At 44.5% G+C, this 23,064-nt stretch carries 23 protein-coding genes; 11 read left to right on the forward strand and 12 right to left on the reverse strand.

The window, feature by feature from the left end:
- Positions 1-116 precede the first annotated feature (116 nt).
- The gene (gene obgE, locus AC5W2J_RS07435) at positions 117-1,406 is read right to left on the reverse strand and encodes a GTPase ObgE (RefSeq protein WP_496058838.1); all 1,290 of its coding nucleotides are present in this window, start codon (positions 1,404-1,406) and stop codon (positions 117-119) included.
- A gap of 5 nt (positions 1,407-1,411) precedes the next feature.
- Positions 1,412-1,948: a Spo0B C-terminal domain-containing protein gene (locus AC5W2J_RS07440; RefSeq protein ID WP_496058839.1), complete on the reverse strand. Its 537-nt coding sequence runs from the start codon at positions 1,946-1,948 to the stop codon at positions 1,412-1,414.
- Positions 1,949-2,302: 354 nt separating this feature from the next.
- Between AC5W2J_RS07440 and AC5W2J_RS07445 the strand changes: the two genes are divergently transcribed.
- Entirely contained in the window at positions 2,303-3,253 is a 951-nt protein-coding gene (locus tag AC5W2J_RS07445) for an agmatinase family protein (protein ID WP_496058840.1), read from the forward strand.
- Between the two features lie 45 nt (positions 3,254-3,298).
- Here AC5W2J_RS07445 and hemY read toward each other — a convergent pair whose 3' ends face one another.
- The 4 genes from hemY to AC5W2J_RS07465 form a co-directional block, all read right to left on the reverse strand.
- Positions 3,299-4,693, reverse strand: a complete 1,395-nt coding sequence (hemY, locus tag AC5W2J_RS07450; RefSeq protein ID WP_496058841.1) for a protoporphyrinogen oxidase — start codon at positions 4,691-4,693, stop codon at positions 3,299-3,301.
- 5 nt (positions 4,694-4,698) lie between these two features.
- Positions 4,699-5,634 carry a ferrochelatase gene (gene hemH / locus AC5W2J_RS07455; RefSeq protein WP_496058842.1) on the reverse strand — a complete coding sequence of 312 codons (936 nt, stop codon included), beginning with the start codon at positions 5,632-5,634 and terminating at the stop codon, positions 4,699-4,701.
- A gap of 1 nt (position 5,635) precedes the next feature.
- A complete protein-coding gene (gene hemE, locus AC5W2J_RS07460; protein ID WP_496058843.1) occupies positions 5,636-6,682 on the reverse strand; it encodes a uroporphyrinogen decarboxylase in 1,047 nt (348 codons plus the stop codon).
- A 189-nt stretch (positions 6,683-6,871) separates the two neighbouring features.
- On the reverse strand, positions 6,872-9,040 hold the full coding sequence (locus AC5W2J_RS07465; protein ID WP_496058844.1) for a transglycosylase domain-containing protein: 2,169 nt from the start codon (positions 9,038-9,040) through the stop codon (positions 6,872-6,874).
- A gap of 155 nt (positions 9,041-9,195) precedes the next feature.
- On the opposite strand from AC5W2J_RS07465, the gene AC5W2J_RS07470 reads away from it, so the two are divergent.
- The 3 genes from AC5W2J_RS07470 to AC5W2J_RS07480 are packed head-to-tail and all read left to right on the forward strand — an operon-like array spanning position 9,196 to position 11,726.
- Positions 9,196-9,720: an antibiotic biosynthesis monooxygenase family protein gene (locus AC5W2J_RS07470; protein WP_496058845.1), complete on the forward strand. Its 525-nt coding sequence runs from the start codon at positions 9,196-9,198 to the stop codon at positions 9,718-9,720.
- 5 nt (positions 9,721-9,725) lie between these two features.
- On the forward strand, positions 9,726-10,451 hold the full coding sequence (locus AC5W2J_RS07475; RefSeq protein WP_496058846.1) for a cytochrome c biogenesis CcdA family protein: 726 nt from the start codon (positions 9,726-9,728) through the stop codon (positions 10,449-10,451).
- A gap of 51 nt (positions 10,452-10,502) precedes the next feature.
- Positions 10,503-11,726 carry a M20 family metallopeptidase gene (locus AC5W2J_RS07480; RefSeq protein WP_496058847.1) on the forward strand — a complete coding sequence of 408 codons (1,224 nt, stop codon included), beginning with the start codon at positions 10,503-10,505 and terminating at the stop codon, positions 11,724-11,726.
- Positions 11,727-11,840: 114 nt separating this feature from the next.
- Here the strand turns inward: AC5W2J_RS07480 and AC5W2J_RS07485 are convergent, their stop codons facing one another.
- A complete protein-coding gene (locus AC5W2J_RS07485; RefSeq protein WP_496058848.1) occupies positions 11,841-12,419 on the reverse strand; it encodes a TetR/AcrR family transcriptional regulator in 579 nt (192 codons plus the stop codon).
- A gap of 185 nt (positions 12,420-12,604) precedes the next feature.
- On the opposite strand from AC5W2J_RS07485, the gene AC5W2J_RS07490 reads away from it, so the two are divergent.
- Positions 12,605-13,240, forward strand: a complete 636-nt coding sequence (locus AC5W2J_RS07490) for an FMN-dependent NADH-azoreductase (protein WP_496058849.1) — start codon at positions 12,605-12,607, stop codon at positions 13,238-13,240.
- Positions 13,241-13,307: 67 nt separating this feature from the next.
- On the opposite strand, the gene AC5W2J_RS07495 is transcribed toward AC5W2J_RS07490, so the two are convergent.
- The 4 genes from AC5W2J_RS07495 to AC5W2J_RS07510 all read right to left on the reverse strand — a co-directional run bounded on the left by AC5W2J_RS07495 (position 13,308) and on the right by AC5W2J_RS07510 (position 17,519).
- Positions 13,308-14,528, reverse strand: coding sequence for an ABC transporter permease (locus tag AC5W2J_RS07495; protein WP_496058850.1), 1,221 nt, complete (start codon positions 14,526-14,528; stop codon positions 13,308-13,310).
- 1 nt (position 14,529) lies between these two features.
- A complete protein-coding gene (locus tag AC5W2J_RS07500) occupies positions 14,530-15,270 on the reverse strand; it encodes an ABC transporter ATP-binding protein (protein WP_496058851.1) in 741 nt (246 codons plus the stop codon).
- Between the two features lie 219 nt (positions 15,271-15,489).
- Positions 15,490-15,879 (reverse strand): hypothetical protein, encoded by a 390-nt coding sequence (locus AC5W2J_RS07505; protein WP_496058852.1) that lies wholly within the window; start codon positions 15,877-15,879, stop codon positions 15,490-15,492.
- A 47-nt stretch (positions 15,880-15,926) separates the two neighbouring features.
- The gene (locus AC5W2J_RS07510) at positions 15,927-17,519 is read right to left on the reverse strand and encodes a long-chain-fatty-acid--CoA ligase (RefSeq protein ID WP_496058853.1); all 1,593 of its coding nucleotides are present in this window, start codon (positions 17,517-17,519) and stop codon (positions 15,927-15,929) included.
- A gap of 202 nt (positions 17,520-17,721) precedes the next feature.
- Here AC5W2J_RS07510 and AC5W2J_RS07515 point away from each other — a divergent pair, with 202 nt between their 5' ends.
- The 5 genes from AC5W2J_RS07515 to AC5W2J_RS07535 all read left to right on the forward strand — a co-directional run bounded on the left by AC5W2J_RS07515 (position 17,722) and on the right by AC5W2J_RS07535 (position 21,294).
- A complete protein-coding gene (locus AC5W2J_RS07515) occupies positions 17,722-18,159 on the forward strand; it encodes an HIT family protein (protein ID WP_496058854.1) in 438 nt (145 codons plus the stop codon).
- 98 nt (positions 18,160-18,257) lie between these two features.
- A complete protein-coding gene (serC, locus tag AC5W2J_RS07520; protein WP_496058855.1) occupies positions 18,258-19,343 on the forward strand; it encodes a 3-phosphoserine/phosphohydroxythreonine transaminase in 1,086 nt (361 codons plus the stop codon).
- 233 nt (positions 19,344-19,576) lie between these two features.
- Positions 19,577-19,936, forward strand: a complete 360-nt coding sequence (locus AC5W2J_RS07525) for a YtxH domain-containing protein (protein ID WP_496058856.1) — start codon at positions 19,577-19,579, stop codon at positions 19,934-19,936.
- A gap of 92 nt (positions 19,937-20,028) precedes the next feature.
- Complete coding sequence (locus tag AC5W2J_RS07530) at positions 20,029-20,589, forward strand: HTH-type transcriptional regulator Hpr (protein ID WP_496058953.1); 561 nt, start codon at positions 20,029-20,031, stop codon at positions 20,587-20,589.
- 156 nt (positions 20,590-20,745) lie between these two features.
- Positions 20,746-21,294, forward strand: a complete 549-nt coding sequence (locus AC5W2J_RS07535) for a DUF3267 domain-containing protein (protein WP_496058857.1) — start codon at positions 20,746-20,748, stop codon at positions 21,292-21,294.
- Positions 21,295-21,319: 25 nt separating this feature from the next.
- Here the strand turns inward: AC5W2J_RS07535 and AC5W2J_RS07540 are convergent, their stop codons facing one another.
- Positions 21,320-21,898 (reverse strand): YpmS family protein, encoded by a 579-nt coding sequence (locus AC5W2J_RS07540; RefSeq protein ID WP_496058858.1) that lies wholly within the window; start codon positions 21,896-21,898, stop codon positions 21,320-21,322.
- A 201-nt stretch (positions 21,899-22,099) separates the two neighbouring features.
- On the opposite strand from AC5W2J_RS07540, the gene AC5W2J_RS07545 reads away from it, so the two are divergent.
- On the forward strand, positions 22,100-23,008 hold the full coding sequence (locus tag AC5W2J_RS07545; protein WP_496058859.1) for a foldase protein PrsA: 909 nt from the start codon (positions 22,100-22,102) through the stop codon (positions 23,006-23,008).
- Positions 23,009-23,064 lie beyond the last annotated feature (56 nt).

Genomic DNA, 23,064 nt, shown 5'->3' on the forward strand with positions numbered 1-23,064 from the left:
CTCTGCCAATACATTTCACCGCCATTAACCATGGTCGATACCATCATTTTCATACTAATTATACATTATAAAGACTTGCCCGCTGTTTTACAACAAGCGGGCAAGTCTGAGGTCTTCTAGCCTTCCATAAATTCGAATTCAAAGTCAAGCAGTTTGACGATATCGCCGTGCTTGGCTCCTTTTTCCCGGAGGGCGCTGTCTATTCCCATGTGTCTCATTTGGCGGGAGAACTTTTTAATTGATTCATCGCGCATCATATCTGTCATTTTAAAGCGGCGCTCAATTTCTTTTCCTGAAATGATGAAGGTGCCGTCTTCATCAATGGTAATTTCAAAAGCCTGCTTTTCTTTATCAAACGAATAGAGTACCCTCTGTTCTTTATCTACGTGATCTTCATAAAGAGGAAACTCCGGCGTCGTATCGATCAAGTCTGCAACCGTGCGGAGCAGATTCGTTAGTCCGCTTTTCGTTAAAGCGGAAACAGGGAATACCTGAAGATCTTTTGGTGCTTTTTCCAGAAAAGCATCGAGTCTTTCCTGAGCTTCCGGCATATCCATCTTGTTTGCCACGACGACCTGTGGACGTTCCAACAGACGCATGTTGTATTGTTTAAGCTCTTCGTTTATTTTTAAATAGTCGTCATAGGGATCTCTGTCCTCTATGCCGGACATATCCAGAACGTGTACAATAACACGTGTTCTTTCGATGTGACGGAGAAACTGATGGCCAAGTCCCACGCCCTCGTGGGCGCCTTCAATTAAACCGGGCAGGTCCGCCATAACAAAGCTGACGCCTTCTTTTACATTAACTACACCAAGGTTTGGTTTTAACGTAGTGAACGGGTAGTCGGCGATTTTAGGACGGGCGGAAGAAACAACGCTTAGTATCGTCGACTTTCCAACACTCGGAAATCCTACCAGGCCGACATCAGCAAGAACTTTCAGTTCAAGCGTTACGTTTCGATCACCTGCCGGCTCTCCTTTTTCACTCAGTTCCGGAGCGGGATTGGATGGAGAAGCAAATCTTGAGTTCCCCCGTCCTCCGCGTCCGCCTTTTATAATGACAGCGCGCTGCCCATGATCAACGAGGTCGGCCAGAGCCTGGCCCGTTTCATCATCGGTCACAATCGTGCCCGGTGGCACTTTAATAATTAAATCATCGGCTCCTCTGCCGTGCTGGTTCTTCGGACGGCCGTGTTCACCTGGTTTTGCTTTAAAATGTTTTTTATAGCGGAAATCCATTAACGTGCGGAGGCCTTCATCTACTTCAAATATAACGTCGGCTCCTCTTCCACCGTCGCCTCCGGCCGGTCCGCCGTCCGGTACGTATTTCTCGCGCCGGAATGCTACCATGCCGTCGCCGCCGTCGCCGGCTTTCAGGTAGACTTTTACTCTATCTACAAACACATGCTTCACTCCTTATTTTTATTTAGTACAAATACAAGTTCCTGTCCGTTCGCTACGATATTCTCTACATAGCAGCTGGATGAAACACTCCACTCGCCAAGCCAGTTCTGCATGTTTTCCATATCCTGAATGCCGCCCTGGAAATCAAATTCAATATAGGGGGATTCCTGAAGGTGAAAGCTCACAAGAAGCGTCGGATCTGTTATGCTGTGAGACTGTTCATTGAGCTTTTCAAAAAACTGGTCAAAAAAATCCAGCCAGCATTTTTCATGCCGGGCACAATCTATTGGTTTACCGATCATTTCAATATCTAAATGAAATTTCTGCCACTGCCAATTGAAGGTAATCAATTTATAAGCAAGGTCCGGCGTATTCAAGTCGGACAGCTTTGCTTCATGCTCAGCACGTCTTGTTACTTCATTAAGAATGTCATAAACACGATCTTTTCGGTCGAGCTGCAGATTCCCTTTTATGACTTGTACAATATTCATCCAGTCATGCCTGGAATGTCGAAGAATATTTAATTTGTCTTTTTCCTGCAATACTCAGCACTTCCCAGTTTGTGTCGTTAGAATATATACCAGCTCATCTAAAGGCTGAACCCTATTATGATTACTTGTGAAAGAGCCGTGCGGCCTGCTTTCTCCAGCTTCTGTTCTTCTTATCGTACCACTAATTCTCCGGTAAAAACCAGAATAGCTTATAAATCGTCCAGAATTGAATGTACATGACATTGGATGAAATAACAACTAAAACTTTCACAGAGAGCCTCTGCCGGCAAGTGAAGCACGCGGGATGCAGGATAATATTTCTTTTTATCAGCCTCATTCTCCTATACAATAAAATGATAAAGTTCTCTTTGCATTAAAGCTATATTTAGAAATGAGGGATAGGACATGCAGGATGAAAACTATATTTATGGAAATACACCTTGTTACTTAGGAAGTACCAATGTCTCCGGCGACTGGGAAACAGCTGCCGGCAAGGATGTTCTGTTTTACGGGGTTCCCTGGGAAGGGGCAGTAACGTGGGGCGATTTCACCGGCTGCGAACTGGCTCCTAAAGTGATCAGGCTCAGCTCCGCACGCTACAGCGGCTATCTGCCCGAACTTGATCATATCGATGTAAAAGAACATTTAACGATGGGGGACGCCGGCGACATTGACGTTGTTCCGTCCAATGTAGAAGAAACGATGGAACGAATCGGCGCTTTTGCCGAGAAAGCCTGGGACAGTGGTGCTTTTTCCGTTGCATTTGGAGGAGACCACGGCATCACCTACCCCATTGTTAAGGCATTGGCTTCCAAAGGAAAAAAAGTAGGCATCATTCATATGGATGCCCATTATGACAATAACAATAACTCCATGGGGGATCCGTTCGGCCGGGGCGCCCCATTTGCCCGCCTTTATGAAACCGAAGGCGTCCGGAACGAAAGCCTCGTTCACCTCGGTATTCACGGCCCGAGAAATAAGCCGGAAAATGGACGAAGCGCCAAAGAAGCCGGAGCGGTCACACTTACGATTAACGATATCCGCAAAAACGGCGGAGACCTGGAGGCATTTGCTGATGAGGTATATTCGATTGCTGCCGAACAGACAGATGCCGTTTACTTAAGCATCTGCAGTGACGTGCTCGACCACGCCTTTAACCCGGGAGGTCCTATTGACGGCAATGGCCTTTACTCTCATGAACTGTTAGCGCTCATTCATGCGTTTGCTAAAAAAGGACTGATCGGCATGGACTATGTGGAAGTTTATCCACAGCAGGATCCCAACGATTTTTCTTCCCATTTTGTAACAAATGCCGTGCTTTATGCGTTAGCCGGTCATCAGCTTTCCAAAAAATAAGTAAACCCCTCCTGAAAATGGAGGGGTTTTGTTTGATTACACACTTTACTGCTCATGCTGCAGCACAAATTGAACGGCTTTTTCTCCTTGAAGTATACAGTCAGGCAGCCCGACGCCTTCAAAGGCGGCACCGCCTGCATATACATTCGGAAATTCGTCAGCCAAACGGTTTCTTACTTTCGCCAGTGACTGCTTATGACCAATTTCATATTGCGGCATCGATTGTCTCCACCTTGTTACGAGAAAATCGGAAGGCTCTGCCTGTATCTGCATAATTTTCTCCAGGTCATGACGTACAGCTTCCAGTATTTCTATATCCGGCTTTTCGACGATTCCTTCGCCTCCAGGCTTGCCGACATAACAGCGGATCAATGCTTTGTCTGCAGGAGCGGAATGCTTCCACTTCCGGTGGGTCCACGTGCAGGCAGTAATCGTATAGTCTGCTTTTTTGGAAACGACAAATCCGGTTCCATCAAATTCTTCCGGTACTTCTCCGGCTTCAAACGTCATCGATATTGTCGCCACTGTCGTCGACCGTATGCTTCCAAGCGTCTCATCGATCACCGGATCCTGAAGCAGTTTAGATGTGACATGAGGCGGTGTGGCCAGAATGACTTTATCCACTTCTTCGGTGGACCCGTCTTTAAAATACAGCATCATGCCCCGCTCCGTTTTTGAAAGGCGTTCTACGGTTGTATTTTTATAAACAGCTTCTTCTTTTAAATGATTTTCAATAGCTTCCACTAAAGAATACAGCCCTCTTTCAAAGCTGAGAAAAGCACCCTTTTTTTTAGAAGCCTCTTCATTTTTATTAGGAGCCGGCGGTTTGAGCCCGCGCATTAAACTTTGGTGCTTCTGCTCGGCTTCGAAAAACTGGGGGTAGGTTGCATGCAGGCTCAGTTTATCTATATCTCCTGCATATACGCCTGATAACAGCGGATCAATTAAATAATCCACTGCTTCGCTGCCAAGCCGGCGGCGGAAAAACCCTCCAAGAGATTGATCCTCTTCCGGAGAGCTTTTCGGTATGACTAAATCAGCTAAAGCCCGTACTTTTCCTTTAAAGCTGAGAAGCGGCGTTTTCCAGAAAGGCATCCACTTTGTCGGAACACCCATCACCGATCCTTTAGGAATCGGATACAGATTGTCTTTTTTCAGGATATACGCCTGACCGGCAAAGTTCGAAACCATTTCTTTATCAATGCCGACTTCTTTTGCGAGCCGGGAAGCACTTTCTTTTCGGGCGAGAAAAGAATCAGGTCCTCTTTCCATGACAAAACCATGCCGGTACTCTGTCTGTATCTTCCCCCCAAGCCTGCCGCCGCTCTCAAACAGTTTAAATTCCATATCTAAATCATTCGCCATAATAGATTTCTGCAGATAGTAAGCAGCGGTAAGGCCGGTAATTCCGCCTCCAATAATAGCTGTTTTAGTCGTCATGCCAGTCACTTCTCTACGCTGGCATTCATTTTGCTTTCGATAACATTGGCCAGCGCATTTAAAAATTCAGGCTTTGCATTAGGCATCTCGGGACGATAATAAGCGGCGCCTACTTCATCTGTCGCAGCTTTACACTCTACGTCATTATCAAATAAAACTTCCAGATGATCCGTTACAAAGCCTACAGGACAGTAGACAAACGCTTCAAACCCTTTATTGCGGGCCAGATCCTTTGTTAAATCCTGTACATCGGGGCCAATCCATGGATCCGGCGTGTTGCCTTCACTCTGCCAGCCGATATCAAAATGCTTGATGCCTGCCTGGTCTGCTATCATTTCTGCGGTTTCCCGCAGCTGCTCCGGGTATGGATCTCCATTGGCCAGAATTTTTTCCGGGAGGCTGTGTGCGGAAAAAATGACGCAGGTTTTGTTTTCATCCTCCACCTCTGCCAATGTTTCTTTCACCTGATTGACCCAATAGTCAATGAAAAGCGGTTCTTTATACCAGCTTTCCACGCTGTGTATGACCGGTCCGTTGATTTTTTCAGACATTTCTTTGGCACGGCCGTTGTATGATTTTACGCTGAATGTGGAAAAGTGGGGAGCTAAAACGATACTATAGGCTTCTTCAATACCGTCTTCTTTCATCTGCTCGACAGCTTCTTCAATAAATGGATCAATATGCTTCAGACCTAGATACATCACAAATTCCACGTCCTCATGACGGCTGTTAAGAACGGCCGTCAGCCCGTTAGCCTGGTCTTCTGTCAGGCGGGCCAGCGGAGAAATACCGCCGATCGCTTTATAACGTGACACAAGATCTTCCAGCGCCTCTTCTGAAGGCTTTCTTCCCCGACGGATATGAGTATAGTAAGGCTCTACTTCTTCCAGGCTTCTCGGCGTTCCGTAAGCCATTACGAGGAGTCCGATTTTCTTTTTCATGTTAATTTCTCTCCTTTGCCTGTCTGGTATAGTCATGAACAAACGCAGTCAGTCGTTTTAACACCTGAGGATCCACTTCCGGGAAAACGCCGTGGCCCAGATTAAAGATATACGCGTCATTTTTGATGCCTTCATCAAGTATAGGTTTAACCTGCTCTTCGATTTTTTCCCATGGTGCCAACAGCAGGGACGGATCGAGATTTCCCTGTAACGCTTTATTTACACCTGCCCGTCTTGCTTCTCCAATACTCGTTCTCCAGTCAAGTCCCATGACATCAATAGGGAGATCATTCCATTCTTTCATCAAATGGCCGGCGCCTACTCCGAACATAATAAAAGGCACGTCTTTTCTTTGCAGCTCTGTAAATATTCTGTTCATTACAGGTTTAACAAACGTCCGGTAATCCGCCGCATTTAATGCGCCTACCCAAGAATCAAAAATCTGGATTGCTTTGGCACCGGCATCTATCTGTGCATTTATATATACGATGGTCATATCAGCCAGTTTGTTCATGAGCAAATTCCATGCTTCAGGCTTTGCGTGCATAAATGCTTTTGTGTGGTGATAATTTTTCGATGGGCCTCCTTCAATCATGTAGCTGGCCAATGTAAATGGAGCACCGCTGAATCCGATCAACGGAACATTCAGCTGTTTTTCCAGCAGCGAAATTGTATCAAAGACATATGGCACGTCTGCTTTTGGATGTAATTCACCCAGCGCTTCAATATCACGCATCGAACGGATCGGGTTGGAAATAACCGGACCGATGCCGGATTTAATTTCCACATCTACTCCCATAGCTGGAAGCGGCGTCATAATATCTTTATATAAAACAGCGGCATCATTATTGTACTGATCCACCGGCAGTTTCGTTACGTATGCACATAACTCCGGCTGATGGGTAATTTCAAACAATGAATACTTTTCTTTAATTTTACGGTATTCCGGCTGTGACCTGCCCGCCTGTCTCATATACCAAACCGGTACATAATCCGTCGCCTCGCCTCTGCAAGCTTTTAAAAACCGGTCGTTGAATGGCTTGTTCATCTCCTGCACCCCTTTTAACTGCACTGATATTATATCGGTGACCTGTCTTATTCTGTGTGAATTCCATATCATTTTTACCATACTCTTGTCTGAATGTCATGTATAGTACTTATCGCAAAGAGTCATTAATTGTCCATACCGCTTTTTCATAAAAAAATACCGGCACTAAAAAAGTGCCGGCTGTCTGCTTTAAGAAGCAGCCCCCCAAATAGAACCAACTTTCACTTCTACTGTGTTGGAAGGCTCGCCTTCCTGGTTGGTCTGGGAATTAAATGGAACAACTTTATAATCTTTTAGGGAAAAGACATTTACTCCTTCTACGGTGTACGAGCCTTCCCCTTGAACTTCAGCGATTTCTGTTTCTTCATCTCCATCTATTTCATAAAGCTTATACTTCACCCGGTCATCCTCTGACGGTGTCCAGGCGAGCTGTACATTAATCAGTCCGGATCCTTTAAAACTTAATGAGGAAACCAGATCATTTACTTCTCCCATATCAATCGGGTCTGCCAGATCCTGGACACCTTCCGGTTTTTCAAATTCCTGCTGCGGGGCAGTCTGCTCTTCCGGAAGCCTGTTCATAATTTCTTTAAACAAAGTAACCGCGTATGCACTGCCGCCTTCCAGATAGTTCTCCTCTGTCGTCTGGTCATACCCCATCCACAAAGAGCCTGTCCACTCCGGTGTGTAACCGGCAAACCATGCATCTCTTGCTGCATCATCAACAGCTTCAAATGAGGTTGTTCCGGTCTTGCCGGCCAGAGCGTAGGAAGTATCCCCGCCCGCCGTTCCGGTTCCTTCCAATACAGCCTGTTCCAGCATTCTTGTCATGTACCAAGCGTTCTGCGGGGTAGTTACTTCCGTTTCGTCTATCTCGCGCTCAGCAATTGTTTCTCCGCTGCGGTCTTCAATCTTTTCTATAAAATAAGGTTCCACCTTCATCCCATTATTGGAAAACGCCGTATACGCTCTGGCGATTTCAAGCGGGGACGTTCCTTCTGACATGCCGCCAAGAGCCACTCCGAGTCCCTCGTCTTCCACCTGCAGACCGGCTTTTTCCATCCAGCTGCTGCTGTAGCTTTCGCCAATTTGGTCGTAGAGCCAAACCGCAGACGTATTCGTCGACTCAATGACCGCCTCTGACATGGAAACTTCTCCTTTGTATTCATCATTAATATTAGACGGCTCGTATCCGTCGTAGTCTGTTTTTTCATCTACAAGCATCGAATATGGCTGGTAGTCGCCGGTATCAAGTGCCGGCCCGTAAACAGCCAGCGGCTTCATCGCAGAACCCGGCTGCCGTTTCAAGGTTGTCCGGTTGAGACCCTGACGGACGTACTCCCTTCCACCCTGTACCGCCGTTACCCCTCCGGTATCGCTGTCCATCATGAAAAAGGAAGCTTCGCTTCTGGCTTCGGATGATTCCGGGAAATAGCTGCTGTCCTGGAACAAGTCATAGGACGTCTGCTGCATTTCATTGTTCATCGGTACCGTTATCGTGTAGCCGCCCCGGTATACTTCTTCTGCACTTATGTGATACGTGTTCTCTGCTTCGGACAACACCATATCAATGTACGTATAGTAGGCCGGGTTGTTTTCCGTACGATGAAGCTCTGCAGGAACGGTCCTGCCCTGCGCCGCAACAGCTTCTTCTGCGCTGATAAAGCCATGCCGTTCCATTACGGAAAGAACCACATCACGCCGGTCTTTTGACCCTTCCGGGTTATCTATCGGCGAATAGGTGGTCGGGGCTTTCGGCATTCCGGCAAGCAGCGCCGCCTCATCAATAGTCAGTTCGGAAGCATCTTTGTTAAAGTACATCTCGGAGGCCGATTGAATACCGTAGGCCCCGTGGCCGAAGTATATTTGATTTAAATAGTAGCCGAGAATTTCATCCTTGCTGAATTTCCGCTCCAGCCCCATGGCAATAAGTACTTCTTTTGTTTTTCTCATTAACGATTTGTCATTTGTTAAAAAGGCATTCTTGGCCAGCTGCTGGGTAAGCGTGCTTCCGCCTTCGACCGCGGCTCCTGCTTGTATGTCACGGTAAAGCGCCCGCCCGATGGCTCGTGGATCTATCCCCTGGTGCTGGTAGAAACGCACATCTTCAATAGCTACAAATGCTTCTTTCACATGGTCGGGAAGCTCATCAATATCGACTAAATCCCTGTTTTCTTCCTGCAGCTCCGCAATAAGCTCTCCCTCTTCATCTTCAAGGACAGACGTTTCGTTCATTACGAGTTCTTTCTCATCAATAGCTGCAGCGCCAATGACTACAGAAGAAAGATAAATTCCAAAGCTCAGTATAATAAATGCTGTACCAAGTGCCAGTACAACGAACCATTTCTTTTTTAACATGTTCGTATTCCTTTCTTAACAGCCTTCCATATTTCTTTCTGGATTAAAAACCTTTACAATTGAGTAAAGCGGTTTATTTCACCAGCAGAAAACGAAAGCCTGTATCCGCTTTTCATGCTTCTTACACCAGTCGTTACTTAAGGAGGAAAAGTTACATGAGCTATGCCTGTTTCGGCAAAAAGCCGTCTGACACTCTTATTACGAAACCATCCGTACAAATGATTCAATTGTCTGCTGAAACAGAAAAAAATGCTGCAGCGGATATATGGTATGCAGAAGACCTGATGGGCTCTCTTGAACCTGAAGCGACGCACACTATTATCAACAAAACCGGAACGCTTCCGGCCCATTCTTTTGTTGTCTGCAACAACGTTCCTGTGCTTGAAGAAAAACAGCCTCAATTTGAGGAGCGGTTTCTGCAGCGGGCCGGGAAAGTAGAAAAAGAACCCGGTTTTGAAGCTATACGTATTTTAAAGCCAATCCATTCAGATGTAAATGTCATCATTACTTTTTGGCAGGAGGCTTCTTTTTTTACAGACTGGCAGAACTCTTCCGCTTATAAAGAAGCACATAAGCACAGAAACACGACACAGGGATTATCAAAAAGTATTTTCTCCCGTCCTTCTTATGTAGGATACTACAACGGTATTTTTCATTCGGTCGGAAAGAGCAATGATTAAATGAGGTGACCGCATTGAGTGAAATAAGTATTTGGCTTGCTTTTGGGGCGGGCGTTATATCTTTTTTATCCCCCTGTATTTTTCCTTTGATACCGGCTTATCTAGCCCAGCTTACCGGTACCGTCATTACAGACAGCAAAGTAACCGCTTCACGCAGCATGATTCTTTCAAGAAGCTTTGGGTTTATTATGGGATTCACCATTATTTTTCTCTTATTAGGAGCTTCCTCTACTTTTCTCGGGCAGCAGTTTTCCCGATGGGGGAACATGATTGAACAGCTTGGGGCGGTAGTCATTGTTTTATTTGGTCTGCAGATGGCAGGTATTATTTCCATCCGCGCCCTGCTTTCTGAAAAACGCATACATAAAAAACCAACTCATTCGTCGAGTTTTCTGGGCTCGATTTCGCTGGGGTTGATTTTTGCGGCAGGATGGTCACCTTGTATCGGCCTTGTTCTCGGCTCTATCCTTGCTATGGCCAGCCAGTCGGATACGCTCTATTCAGGAATGGCCATGCTGTTGTTTTATTCAGCCGGACTCGGTGTTCCTTTTCTTATCGTAGCCCTGCTGTATTCCAGATCGCTGAATAAACTAAAACGCTGGAACAAATGGCTCCCCCGCCTTCAGCGTACGGGCGGCTATATTATGATCGCTTTAGGCATTATGCTTTTCACCGGCCATTTCCAAATGATATCGAGCTACCTCGCCCGGTTTGTGCCATTTGGCATTTAAATAAAATAATATTATCTGATGGCCCTGCCATACATGGAAAGGAAGAATACAATGACTACGGAAACATCTTTGTACGACTTACTTGACGGCCGCTATGAGGAAATGATCGAAATAAGAAGATACCTTCACCAGCATCCCGAACTTTCTTTTCAAGAAGAAAACACCCCGGCTTATATTGCAGACTACCATGAAAAACTTGGTCTTGAAGTACAGACTAAGGTCGGCGGACGCGGTGTCGTATCAACGTTAAAAGGAGGCCGTCCCGGACCGGTAGTAGCTCTGCGCGCTGATTTTGATGCTCTGCCTATCCAGGAGCAGACCGGTCTTCCCTTCTCTTCTAAAGTAGACGGAGTGATGCATGCCTGCGGACACGACGGCCATACCGCTACGCTTCTTGTTCTGGCTAAATGCCTGAACGAAATCAAAGAAGACATTGAAGGCACCGTTGTTTTTATTCATCAGCACGCTGAAGAATTCGCTCCCGGCGGCGCAATAGAGATGATTAAGGATGGATGCCTTGAAGGAGTGGATGTTATCTTCGGCACGCACCTTTGGGCCACTACTCCCTACGGCACCGTGCAGCACTGCACCGGGCCAATGATGGCGGCGGCAGATCGCTTTGAAATTGAAATACTCGGCCAGGGCGGCCACGGGGCAATGCCTCATTTAACAAAAGACGCCGTTCTTATCGGCTCTCAGCTTGTTACCCAGATCCAGCAGATTGTCAGCCGCTACGTGGACCCTCAGAAGCCGGCGGTTGTATCGATCGGTTCCTTTGAAGCTTCTAATGCGTTCAACGTTATCGCAGACCGTGCCAAATTGACCGGCACGGTGCGGACGTTCGATGCCGATGTTAGAGACCTGATTGAAAAAGAGCTGGAAATCATCACTAACGGAATGGTCTCCAGCTGGGGGGCGGAAGCTGATTTTCACTACTACCGCGGATATCCGCCTGTGGTCAATCATGAGACCGAAACAGCTTATCTGGCTGACTGCGCCACCAATGTTCCCGGAGTGGAAAAAACGGAAGAAATGAAACCTGAAATGGGCGGCGAAGACTTCGCCTACTACCTGGAAAATGTGAAAGGCAGCTTTTTTTTCACAGGAGCAGAAAACCCGGAATGGACAAAAACTTTTCCCCACCATCACCCAAAATTTGATATCGATGAAAGAGCAATGCTTACGGCTGCTAAAGTGATGGCCAAAGCTGTTCTTGATTACCCAGACCAAACTCAAACAATTGATAAAGAAACACTGTCTCACAACACTTATTGAAAATTCCCTTTTCTATTTTCAGAAGAAGGAAAAAAAGAACCCCGTATCCTTTTAAAAAAAGGCAAGCGGGGTTCTTTTTAATGATGAAATTTTTAAACCAGCTTCTTCTATTATTTATTCGGCTGTCACATAAAAGTCCATGCCGTACATAAAATAAGGCAGTGCTAGTCTGATGTATTCCTCCGGTGCAATAGAGCTGTTCTGCTTCCAGTCCACTGAAGCCCCGTAGATCCCCCAGCTCAGCATAAACGCGGCTATTCTTAACGATTCATCGCTGTCTGTCTGGTGCTGCTTAAGCAGCGCCTGGTAAAATATAGCTTCCAGCTTCTTTTTAATAATCGCTTCAATTGTAACGGAAAAAGCTTGAAAACTTCTTCTGCACTGAGAAGATAACGACAAATGAAAAGTCGTAATAGATAAAAAGATACTTACAATCGTATCTTCTGTAAGCTTTTCGTGCTGGGCGATTTCATTGCTGACATTCATCATGAGATCTTCAGTTAATGACTTTTCCAGCAGGTCATATTTGTCCGTAAAATGAGAATAAAATGTGGCACGGTTTACCGTTGCTTCTGCTGTAATATCCTTAATCGTAATATCTTTGACGTCTTTTTTCATAGCCAGCTCAATAAAGGAATCCATAATTAATTTCCTTGTCCGCTTAATGCGCGGATCTATTTTTGTCTCTGACATAGTCATACACGTACACATCCTCTCCACTTATTAGACATTTTCATCCATATGTTGTTTAAACAATAAAAAGCAGGAACTATTGGTTGAATAACAAAACAAAAGTCTATATAGTGTGATTATACAACAAGTGTTGGATAAACGAACCTTGTTTTTAAAATTTTACAATAAACGGAGGAAATTATTTCATGAATGTATTAGTAGTTAAAGCAAATAACCGCCCTGATGGAGTTTCTACAAAGATGTACGAAACGTTTCTAGAGAACGTTCAGGAAAAAGAAAATTTAAATGTAAGCACATTTGATGTGTTTGAAGAAGATATGCCTTACTTTGGCCAGGATCTGTTTAATGCTTTTGGAAAGATCCAAAACGACGGAGAGCTTTCCGATGTAGAGCAGCGCATCGTTAATGCCAAGCAGAAAGCTAAAGACGCGCTTGCAGCAGCAGACGTTCTTGTCTTTGCTTTTCCACTTTGGAACCTTACTATTCCAGCAAAGCTTCAGACATTTATTGACTATATTGCTGAAGCTGGATTCACATTCAAATATGACCAAAACGGAAATCTTGTACAGTTAATGTCCGAGAAAAAAGTTATCCTGCTTAACGCCCGCGGTGGTGTATATTCCCTTCCGGAAGCAGCTCCAATGGATATGTGTGTCACTTACATGCGCAACCTGTTCGGCGGCCTGTACGGCATGGATATTCTTAATGAAGTCATCATTGAAGGCCACAATGCCATGCCTGAAAAGTCCGAAGAGATCATTCAGGACGGTCTGGAAGCTGTAAAAGAAGCAGCAGAAAACCTTTCTTACCAAAACGCATAAGTTTTCTTTATACTAAAAAACCATTTTCAGGCCGGGCAGCTGCCCGCTTGAAAATGGTTTTTTTACGTTAGGAAAGCTCCAGTCTGTTTTTCGGCTTCTGCCGGGCCAGGTAATAACTAAGCAGCAGCCCCGCTCCCAAAATAAACAAGGAAAACAGCATCTGCGTCCCAAGAAGAAGATAAGCCGCTGCAAAAAGAACAGACTGCAGCATTAAAAGACGCAGTACTAAAAACTGAAACGAATATTCTTTTTCCGACAGCGCCAACGGATAAAGATCAGGCCAGATGTTCGTGTCAAAATGATACCATAAGGTTCTGAGCTGAACGCCTGTTAAGTATATAAACAGAACGCTTACCAGCACCCGCAGCCATTCAAATGGAAATGCGTACATGACGAGACACCCGACGAGCAGGAGTCTGGCATACATCCCTAAATACTCGCCTGAGCGTACAAACGCTTTAATATACATATACCTGTAGGCTTTGTCTTTTTGAAAAGGCATCCGCTCGGCCAGTCCGGCCAGCCACCTCCTTCGTTTTACCGGTGATTTGATAAACGGTACATCCGCAAACGATTGAATAAAACGGTAAAAAGCAGACAGGCGGCGCTGTTCCATTATAAAGACCGCTTCCCACTTCAGCGCGTATTTTGCTGCCAGCCTTCCATGCCAGGCAACGTACACACCAGCCATGACAGCAAGCAGAATAGCTGCCAGAAACCATGACACTTCAGCGAATACGATGTACAAAAGAGATGCGGTAAGCAGAATTCTTCCTATAAGAAGTCCCAGTCTCACCCGATGATCCTGCAGCCTCCACTCTGCCCAGGCTGAAGCAATATTCCAGCCTTTCACCGCCAGAATAACAGCAAGCACAAGCAGAAAGGAATTGGATTCTTCAAACAGCCGGTTTTGATAAAGCGGACCGAGAATAAAATACAGCAGTACAATAAATAAAGATTGAAGCGTATATGAATACACCACGCTTTTTCTAAAGTACGAACGCAGCTGATTTTCCATCGGCAGCAAAAAGACCATGTCTGCTTCTTTCAAAAAGGTCCGGATAGGGTTTCTGGTCAGGAAATATGTGAATATCAATGTAAACAGCTCGAGTACCGGCACATAGGCAGGCAGCCACTCCAAAAAAGCAGGGTACATAAATCCGCCTACCAGAAACAGGGCATAGATGCTGAACATAAAGCCGCTGTTGGCGACAAGCCTTAAATAGCGGATAGCCGTACCGGCAAATTCGCCGGCACGCTCTTCCCACAGCCGATCCAACGTCCCCATGTTAGATCGCCCCTTTGGCGACTTCAATGTATAGATCATCCAGCAGGGCTCCAGGCATGCCCGCCTGCTCCTGAAGCTCCTCCATCGTCCCCTGGAGCTTGATGCGTCCTTCATGCAGGACGATAAAACGGTCACAGTACCGCTCTGCGGTCGCCAGGATGTGGGTGGACATCAGTATACCGGCGCCATCCTCTTTCATTTTCACCATCATATCGAGCAGCGCTTTAATTGCCAGAGGATCCAGCCCGATAAACGGCTCATCTACCACATAGAGCTCGGGTTCGATAAGGAAAGCACACATGATCATTACTTTCTGGCGCATCCCTTTGGAAAAATGGCTCGGAAACCAATTTTTCATTTTCGTCATCCGGTATTCCTCCATGAGACGCTCCGCCCGTTCCTCAAATACCTCTTCTTCTATGCCGTAGGCCATCGCTGTTAATCGCATATGCTCCCACAGCGTCAGCTCATCGTATAAAATCGGCGTCTCGGGAATATACGTAAAGTGCCTGCGGTATTCCTCCGGTCCGTCCATCAGCCGCTTTCCATGAATTGTTACGGTCCCTTCTATCGCTTCCATCAGCCCAAGAACATGTTTAATCGTGGTACTTTTACCGGCTCCATTCAAGCCGATTAAGCCGACGATTTCGTTTTGTTTTACGGTAAAATTTAATCCGTGAAGGACTGGTTTATGAACGTTATATCCTCCGCTCATATTTCGAACATTCAGCAACTCCGTCATTATAAAAGCTCCTTTTATGTAAAAATTGAATGATTGTGATTAAGACTGCTTGAAAATTATATCATAATTCCATATTTTTCTGACGGCGGCCTTATTCCTTTCTATGATCAAAATAGTTAAAATGCACTGGAAGAAGTGTTAATAGAAATGATACACCCCCTTCACAGAAAAACAAAAGGAACCGCTCTTTAGGAAGAGATAGGTTCCTTCATTTTTCTTTTATATTTTTTCTGACGGCCAGCTGCGAAATCCGCTCACTGTTTTGTTTTTATGAAACTCTTTAAAATGCTTTACCATTTCTTCGTAGGAAATACCGCTGTTAACAAATACTTTACCATAATCGTAAGAATGTTCCGGCGGCAGAGCTTCCAAACGATACCCTGTCTCTATGTCAACTGCCTGAATCATTTCAATTTCCAGATCGGAATGAACATAGCCTAAAGACACAAATTCCAGTTCTTTATGAGTAATGGCAGCGAGCGTTTCATTCACTTGTTCCCAGGTTGGGTCGATTACTTCCCCTTCTGCTGTTGTAAGGGTCCAGTATTTCTCCTTTGGAGCTTCCTGGCGGCTTTCCGGCTCTTTTTTCAAGAAATCAAATAGTCCCATAGGCCACATCCTTTTTTTAATAGGCTGATGAACTGAAAAGTATACTGCTAGTTTACCAGTTTATCAGAATCATTCCAGAGCTGTTTGCGGATCTGGACTTTTTGTATTTTTCCGGAAGCGGTTTTAGGAAGTTCTTTTACAAAGTTAATGCTTTTCGGCGCTTTAAAATGAGCCATTTTTTCTCGTGCGAAATCGATAATGTCTTCTTCTGTGAGGCTGCTGCCCTCCCGCTTAACAACCACAGCATGGGGAATCTCCCCCCACTTTTCATGAGGAAGAGCGACAACGGCTGTTTCAACAATATCAGGATGTTGATATAAATAGCCTTCCACCTCAATGGAGGAAATGTTTTCGCCGCCGCTTATAATAACGTCTTTTTTCCGGTCTACGATTTCAATATAGCCGTTTTCAAAGACGACCGCCATATCTCCGGTATGGAGCCAGCCATGCTGAATCGTTTCGGCTGTCGCTTCGGGATTTTTAAAGTATCCTTCCATTACATTATTGCTGCGCACAACAATCTCACCTACAGCCTTGCCATCTTTTTCTACATCCTCATACACTTCGTTTACTACTCTTACTTCCGAACCGATCAGCGGGTAGCCGGTTTTGGCTTTTAAGCGCTGCTGTTCTTCTTTGGATAGATGCTCATCCTGGGTCGTAATCTGTGAAGTCGTCACGAGCGGGGAAATTTCAGTCATGCCGTATACATGAATAAATTCCCAGCCCAGCTCATTTTCCGCCATTTCAATAAATGCCGGCGGCGGGGCAGATCCGGCGACCACAATACGGACAGAGTGCTCCGTGCGGCATTCTTCTTTGTGCAGGTGATAGTATTCCAGCAGCATATTTAATACAGTAGGGGCCATATGAAGAATACTTATTTGGTGTTTTTTAATATTATCAAAAATAGATTTGGGATCTATTTTGCGCTGCATCACCTGGGTCACACCGTTGGCGGTATAGTAAAAAGGAGAGCCCCAGCCGTTTACGTGAAACATCGGAAGAACGTGCAGCATCTTATCGTGTTCCCTGATTCTTAAATGATGCATGGTAGACATCGCGTGCAGGTAATTGCTTCGGTGCGTCAACAGTACCCCTTTTGGGTTTCCGGTTGTACCGCTCGTATAAAGCAGACTTGCTATATCATGTTCATCCACTTCAGCCCGGTCGAAGAAGGTTCCATCGAATCCGTTGAGCCACTTTTCATAGCCCTTGGCTGTTTTTGTATCTTCTTCTTCTCCGTGCAGAATGATAGTTTCGATTGATGTTAAATTGTCGAGAACCGGCTCCAGCTGTTTAAACAGTGTTTTATCAGCAAACAGCACCCTGCTTCCGCTGTGATTCAAAATAAATTCATAGTCTTCTGCAGTAAGCCTTGTGTTCAGCGGGGTCATCACAGCGCCTAGTTGATACACGCCATAAAACCCTTCGAGCATTTCCAAAGCATTCGGACTCAAATAGGCAACCTTATCCCCTTTTTTAATATTAAGCGCTTTCAATCCGTTTGACAGCTGATTGACCCTGTACTGCAGTTCTCCATACGTTACTGTTCTTTCTCCATCAACCGCCGCTGTTTTGCCGGCATACAGCTCGGCAGCTCTGTCTAAAAAGCCAGTTAATACGAGAGGGACGTACATAAGCATCCTCCTAGATATTGAATTAATGAAATATTTATTTTATTGTACCACAACACCTATATCCTGTTTTATACAAGTTTCACCTGGTATAAAGAGATTCCCTGTCGGGGATATCCGAAGGTCTCCGCCATTCCTTCTTTTCATTTCCGGAAATTCTACGTATGATAGAAAGTAAATCGAGCAAAAAGAGGAGAGAATATACATGCCACTAGAACACGATTGTATTTTCTGTAAAATTATTCAGGGGGATATTCCAGCTTCTATTGTATATGAAGATGATGATATGCTGGCTTTTACTGATCTCGGCCAGGTAACAAAAGGACATACGCTCCTTATCCCGAAAGACCACCAGAAAAACATTTACGAACTCCAGCCCGATACCGCAGCCAAATTGTTCAGTAAAGCCCCTGCTATTGCCAATGCAATTAAAGAAGCATTTCAGCCGGCGGGAATGAACCTGCTTAATAACAATGAGGCCCCTGCTTCCCAATCCGTGTTTCACTATCATCTGCACTTTATTCCGCGCTACGACGATACAGATGGATTTCAGCCTTCGTTTGTCGACCATTCCGATGCCTACTCCGCAGAAGATCTGCAGAAAATAGCAGAACAGATTGGCGAAGCTCTGAAAAAACAATAATCCTTACCGCGTCTGTTCTGGCTGTTTTGAGATTTGTTTGTTAAACTATTCACATGAACGCAAATATCTCTATCGGAGTAAAGGAGTCGACCTATTCAATGACTAGAGCACACAATTTTAATGCAGGGCCGGCCGCTCTTCCAACGGAAGTGCTGGAAAAAGCTCAAAAGGAATTGACTAATTTTAATAATACCGGCATGTCCGTGATGGAACTCAGCCACCGCAGCGCAGATTACGAAGAGGTTCACAATAATGCTGCTGTTTTAATGAAAGAACTTATGAATATTCCCGATGATTATGAAGTCTTGTTTCTCCAGGGTGGAGCAAGCCTCCAGTTTTCCATGCTTCCTATGAACTTTCTTCCTGAGAAAGCGCCGGGTAATTATGTGCTGACAGGATCCTGGTCGGAGAAGGCTTTAAAAGAAGCCGAAGCTATGGGACAGACAAAAGTTGGAGGAAGCGCAAAAGACACAAATTACACTTATATTCCTGCGTTTGAATCCCTTGATATGGATAATGATGATGCGTATGTGCATATTACATCAAACAATACGATATTCGGCACACAGTGGCAGGATTTCGACTACGACTGGAAAGCTCCCCTGTTTGCGGACATGTCGAGTGATATTTTAAGCAGACCTATCCCGGTGGAACGATTTTCTGTTATTTATGCAGGAGCCCAGAAGAATCTCGGACCTTCCGGTGTCACTACCGTAATCATTAAAAAAAGCCTTATCGAAAATGAAAACAGCAGCGTACCGACTATACTCAAGTACAGCACGCATTCCAAAGCGAATTCTCTTTATCATACCCCACCCACTTTTTCCATATACATGCTCAATAACGTGCTCGAGTGGATTAAAGCAAACGGTGGAGCCGAAGGAATGGAAAAAAGAAATAAACAAAAATCCGATACCATCTATACAGCTATTGATAAAAGCAGCGGTTTCTACACCGGACATGCCGAGAAAGACAGCCGGTCGCGTATGAATATAACGTTTACTCTTCCATCCGAAGACTTGACGAAAGCCTTTCTAACAGAAGCAAAAGACAATGGCTTTATCGGTTTGAACGGTCATCGTTCAATAGGCGGGTGCCGTGCTTCAATTTACAACGCAGTAACACAGGAATCCTGCGATGCCCTTGCTTCATTTATGAATAAATTCCACGATTCCCACCGTTGATCATTATTGTAAAAAAATGAGCTTTCTCTTTCGTTTTTCACAGTATAAATACGTAAATGAAGAAGAATCCGGACTCCCGGGTTCTTCTTTTTTTTTTTCTACAGATGGATTACGGAATTGTGTGAATAATTTCACCCGGGATGCTTTCTTTTTCTCTCGATTTTTCTTATACTGTTATTAAAGAATAGTATTTTAAAAAAACCGTTTCTTATTCTGAAAGGAAGTGAGTTCTAGTGAATACGAAATCATTAGTATTAGGAATTTCTGTAGGAACGATTGCTGGAAGCATCATTACGCTGCTTACCTCTCCCTCATCCGGCCGAAAAAACCGGGACGCCCTGATCCGCGGCGACTGGGCATACTGGCGCGATTCCAGCGCTTCAAAAAAAGGTAAAAGGCTGATGCAGGACTGGCAGGACATGGCTGCCGAGGGTTTTGAAGCAGTAGACGGCTTTTCTAAAGAAATGAGTAAAACATATACCCGCTATAAAGAAGAAGTAGAACCGGAAGTAGAAACGATCCAATCACAGATTAAAGAAATCTCCGAAGCAGTGTCCCAATTAAATAAAAAGATTCGTAAAGAACTTAAATAAGCATTCTTTTTTTATTCCTTTTCTGAAAAATGAATGTATTCCCACTTTTTTTTACAATACTTTTTTTGGAAGGAGGACCTACCTTGGAATCAATGCCCGCTGGATCAAAACAGTCTCTCATGTTCAGTTATAAAATGGCCCAGCTCACAAAAGCTTTATGGAAGTCTGTAGAGAAAGATTGGCAGATGTGGGTAAAGCCATTCGACCTGAATATTAACGAGCATCAAATATTATTGATTTCCTATCAGCTGGAGGGTGCCTCTATATCAGATATTGCTAAATTCGGTGTCATGCATGTCTCTACTGCATTTAACTTTTCAAAGAAGCTGGAAGAACGCGGCCTTCTCCGATTTTCCAAAAAAACAACGGATAAACGAAATACGTACATTGAACTAACGGAAAAAGGAAGCGAACTTCTGCTTCAGACGTTTGAAGAATACGAAAAAGATACGTTCGGCATTTATGAAGGTGCTATGCCGATCAAGCAGCTTTACGGCAAATTTCCGGATTTTTCAGAGCTGATTACGATTGTCCGTCATTTATATGGAGAAGATTTCATGGAGATTTTTGATGCATCCCTGTCGAATTTTGATGATGAATTTCTTGAAAAGGATGGACATCTTGTTTCTAAATATCATGCTGAAGAAGAATAAGCTGCATTCAGCTATGCCGGTACGCCAGGCATAGTTTTTTACCATGCCTTCTTTTAAATTGTTAGATTTTTTAAACATTTTCACACCCCCTTGCTTTTTCTTTCAATAGGGATTAGATTTATCAGATAGATAGTTGGAAAGAAAAGGGGGTTTCCTATGAACTGCTGGAAATCAATAAACGTTAAAAGAGAATATAATCCTAAGAAGCTTCGTTTTGGAGCGCTTGGGCTGATGATGATTACATTTATACTGACTTATTTATTTTTCAGCTTTTGGCATATTTCTCCGGTCTATGCCGATATAAGCTTTATTGGCGCGCTGTTGTTTATCGGAATACTATTTCCGGGCCATATTCTGCTCCATTACCTGCCGCTTTTCTCGGTCGGCCCGCATACTTCTTTCAGCATTGAACGAACCAAAAAACGAAATCTCCCTTATGTGGTTTTTCGTTCCAAGAAACCGATCAGTAAAAACATTTATATCTTTTCGATGGTGTTTCCATCTCTTATTACCGGTCTATTTGCTGCTGCAGGTGCTTTTCTTATGCCTTCCCTGCTTCCTTATTTTTTAATTTTGTTTGCTGTAAATGCCGGATTTGCCTTTTACGATTACATCTATGTAAAACAGCTCCTTACAGCACCAAAGCACTGCTTTATTGAAAAGAAACAACACGGCATGCATATACTAATAAAACAGCCCGCATAACCATGCCGGCTGTTTTTTTATTTGTTTAATTTTCTATTCTGCCTACATAAACGGAAATATCGTCTTCTTCTAAATTAAAAGATTCTGCCTGGGTATAGAACCCTTCCCCAACTTCGATATCCTCTGTATGCACGACTATCTGCTCTTCAGACGGCTGCATCTCAACAAATTCAGGCACGTCGAGCTGGCTTTGCAGCAGTGTCAGAACGGCTGATGAAGGAAGCGGAATCCCTCCGATTGAAAAGCTCTGCTGATGAAAAGCCATATTTCCATTATCGAGTGCTTCCGGTTCGAAATCGAACGTAGCATTCACTTCATTTCCAAGAATATCAAGCGGCAGATTCACCTGCAGCAGGCGGTTTTCGACTACATCCAGTTCAAGCTGTTCTTCCTGCCATTCTTCTTCAATCACTTCTTTTAATTGATCTGTCGTCAGGCTCAACGTAAAGTAATGCTGAAATCCTTCCGAAGGTTCTCTTTCAAGCTGCCTCTCCCCTGCTTCTTCTTCGTTGTCTGAAAAAGGCTGCATGAGCAGGATAAACAAAAAAGCAATAATAATGGCATTAACGGCCAGCAGCCCAATAAAAAGCCATTTCCAAATCATTCTTCTTTTCTCCACTTTTATTCACTCTTTTCTCTTTCTTTGTTTTGATTCCCTTCCGACGATACGTACTCTTTCTATTTTACACAAGTTAACACGTCTGGAAAAAGAAAAAAGCGGAAAATAAATAGATAAAATTGCGTTTCAATTTATGATATAGTAGAAACTGGCACAGTATATACATAATAAGGGGCTGGATTAAACATGAAGAAAGAACTAATTGCCGTTATCGGCACGAGCGGGCTGCTGTTTCTCGCAGGCTGTAATGATAATGAAGAACAGTCATCAGATAACACCCAGACAGTCGTGCAGGTAAATGACACGGAAATTACGGAAGAAGAATTTACCGATGAGCTAAAAAACACATATGGCTCCCAGGTGCTAAATGATATGGTCCAGGGTGCTTTAATTGATGAGCAGGCAGAAGAAATGGAGATTACCGAAGAACGTCTTGATGAAGAGCTGGCGGACTTTAAAGAACAGGTCGGCGTTCAGGAAGACGAAGAGCTCCTTTCTCTTATGGAATCCCAGCTGGGCGTTCAAATAGAGTCTGTAGATGAGTTCAAGGAAGATTACCTCAAACCCCAGGTTGTTGTTTATGATCTGGCGGAAGCAGATGTAGAAGTAAGCGAGGAAGACAAAGAAGCCTATTTCGAAGAAAACCAGGAAGATCTTGAGTCAGCCAACGCTCGTCATATTCTAGTGGAAGATGAAGAAACAGCTGACGAGGCTGTCGCCCGCCTTGACGACGGGGAAAGCTTTGAGGATGTGGCTACTGATATGTCGACCGATCCTGGTTCTGCTGAACAAGGAGGAGATCTCGGCTTTTTCAATAGAGGTCAGATGGTACCTGAATTCGATGAAGCCGTATTCAGCATGGAAGAAGGCGAAGTCAGCGAACCTATTGAAAGCGAGTTCGGCTTTCACATCATTGAACTCATAGAAGTACGTGATACGTATGAAGAGCTTGAGGGGGATATTGAAGAAGCCCTAAGGCAGGAACAGCGTCTTGATGAAACAGAAGTCATGCAGAACTTAATGGAAGATGCTGACATTAATGTGGAAGAGCCTTCTTACGAAGACTGGATCAACATGCCTGAGGAAGAAGAATAGTCAGGCACCGTCATTCTAATCTCTCTACAAACATTCGATAACACATTAAAAGGATG

It is taken from the genome of Sinobaca sp. SA16-1 (assembly GCF_059510515.1).

Excerpts from the sequence above, each read along its gene's own strand:
- AC5W2J_RS07465 (WP_496058844.1), bottom strand. The coding sequence starts at position 9,040 with ATGTTAAAAAAGAAATGGTTCGTTGTACTGGCACTTGGTACAGCATTT.
- AC5W2J_RS07495 (WP_496058850.1), bottom strand. The coding sequence starts at position 14,528 with ATGGGGACGTTGGATCGGCTGTGGGAAGAGCGTGCCGGCGAATTTGCC.
- AC5W2J_RS07505 (WP_496058852.1), bottom strand. The coding sequence starts at position 15,879 with ATGGGACTATTTGATTTCTTGAAAAAAGAGCCGGAAAGCCGCCAGGAA.
- AC5W2J_RS07485 (WP_496058848.1), bottom strand. The coding sequence starts at position 12,419 with ATGTCAGAGACAAAAATAGATCCGCGCATTAAGCGGACAAGGAAATTA.
- AC5W2J_RS07490 (WP_496058849.1), top strand. The coding sequence starts at position 12,605 with ATGAATGTATTAGTAGTTAAAGCAAATAACCGCCCTGATGGAGTTTCT.
- AC5W2J_RS07515 (WP_496058854.1), top strand. The coding sequence starts at position 17,722 with ATGCCACTAGAACACGATTGTATTTTCTGTAAAATTATTCAGGGGGAT.
- serC (WP_496058855.1), top strand. The coding sequence starts at position 18,258 with ATGACTAGAGCACACAATTTTAATGCAGGGCCGGCCGCTCTTCCAACG.
- AC5W2J_RS07470 (WP_496058845.1), top strand. The coding sequence starts at position 9,196 with ATGAGCTATGCCTGTTTCGGCAAAAAGCCGTCTGACACTCTTATTACG.
- AC5W2J_RS07445 (WP_496058840.1), top strand. The coding sequence starts at position 2,303 with ATGCAGGATGAAAACTATATTTATGGAAATACACCTTGTTACTTAGGA.
- AC5W2J_RS07510 (WP_496058853.1), bottom strand. The coding sequence starts at position 17,519 with ATGTACGTCCCTCTCGTATTAACTGGCTTTTTAGACAGAGCTGCCGAG.
- hemE (WP_496058843.1), bottom strand. The coding sequence starts at position 6,682 with ATGAACAAGCCATTCAACGACCGGTTTTTAAAAGCTTGCAGAGGCGAG.
- AC5W2J_RS07530 (WP_496058953.1), top strand. The coding sequence starts at position 20,029 with ATGCCCGCTGGATCAAAACAGTCTCTCATGTTCAGTTATAAAATGGCC.
- AC5W2J_RS07545 (WP_496058859.1), top strand. The coding sequence starts at position 22,100 with ATGAAGAAAGAACTAATTGCCGTTATCGGCACGAGCGGGCTGCTGTTT.
- AC5W2J_RS07480 (WP_496058847.1), top strand. The coding sequence starts at position 10,503 with ATGACTACGGAAACATCTTTGTACGACTTACTTGACGGCCGCTATGAG.
- hemY (WP_496058841.1), bottom strand. The coding sequence starts at position 4,693 with ATGACGACTAAAACAGCTATTATTGGAGGCGGAATTACCGGCCTTACC.
- hemH (WP_496058842.1), bottom strand. The coding sequence starts at position 5,634 with ATGAAAAAGAAAATCGGACTCCTCGTAATGGCTTACGGAACGCCGAGA.
- AC5W2J_RS07535 (WP_496058857.1), top strand. The coding sequence starts at position 20,746 with ATGAACTGCTGGAAATCAATAAACGTTAAAAGAGAATATAATCCTAAG.
- AC5W2J_RS07500 (WP_496058851.1), bottom strand. The coding sequence starts at position 15,270 with ATGACGGAGTTGCTGAATGTTCGAAATATGAGCGGAGGATATAACGTT.
- AC5W2J_RS07540 (WP_496058858.1), bottom strand. The coding sequence starts at position 21,898 with ATGATTTGGAAATGGCTTTTTATTGGGCTGCTGGCCGTTAATGCCATT.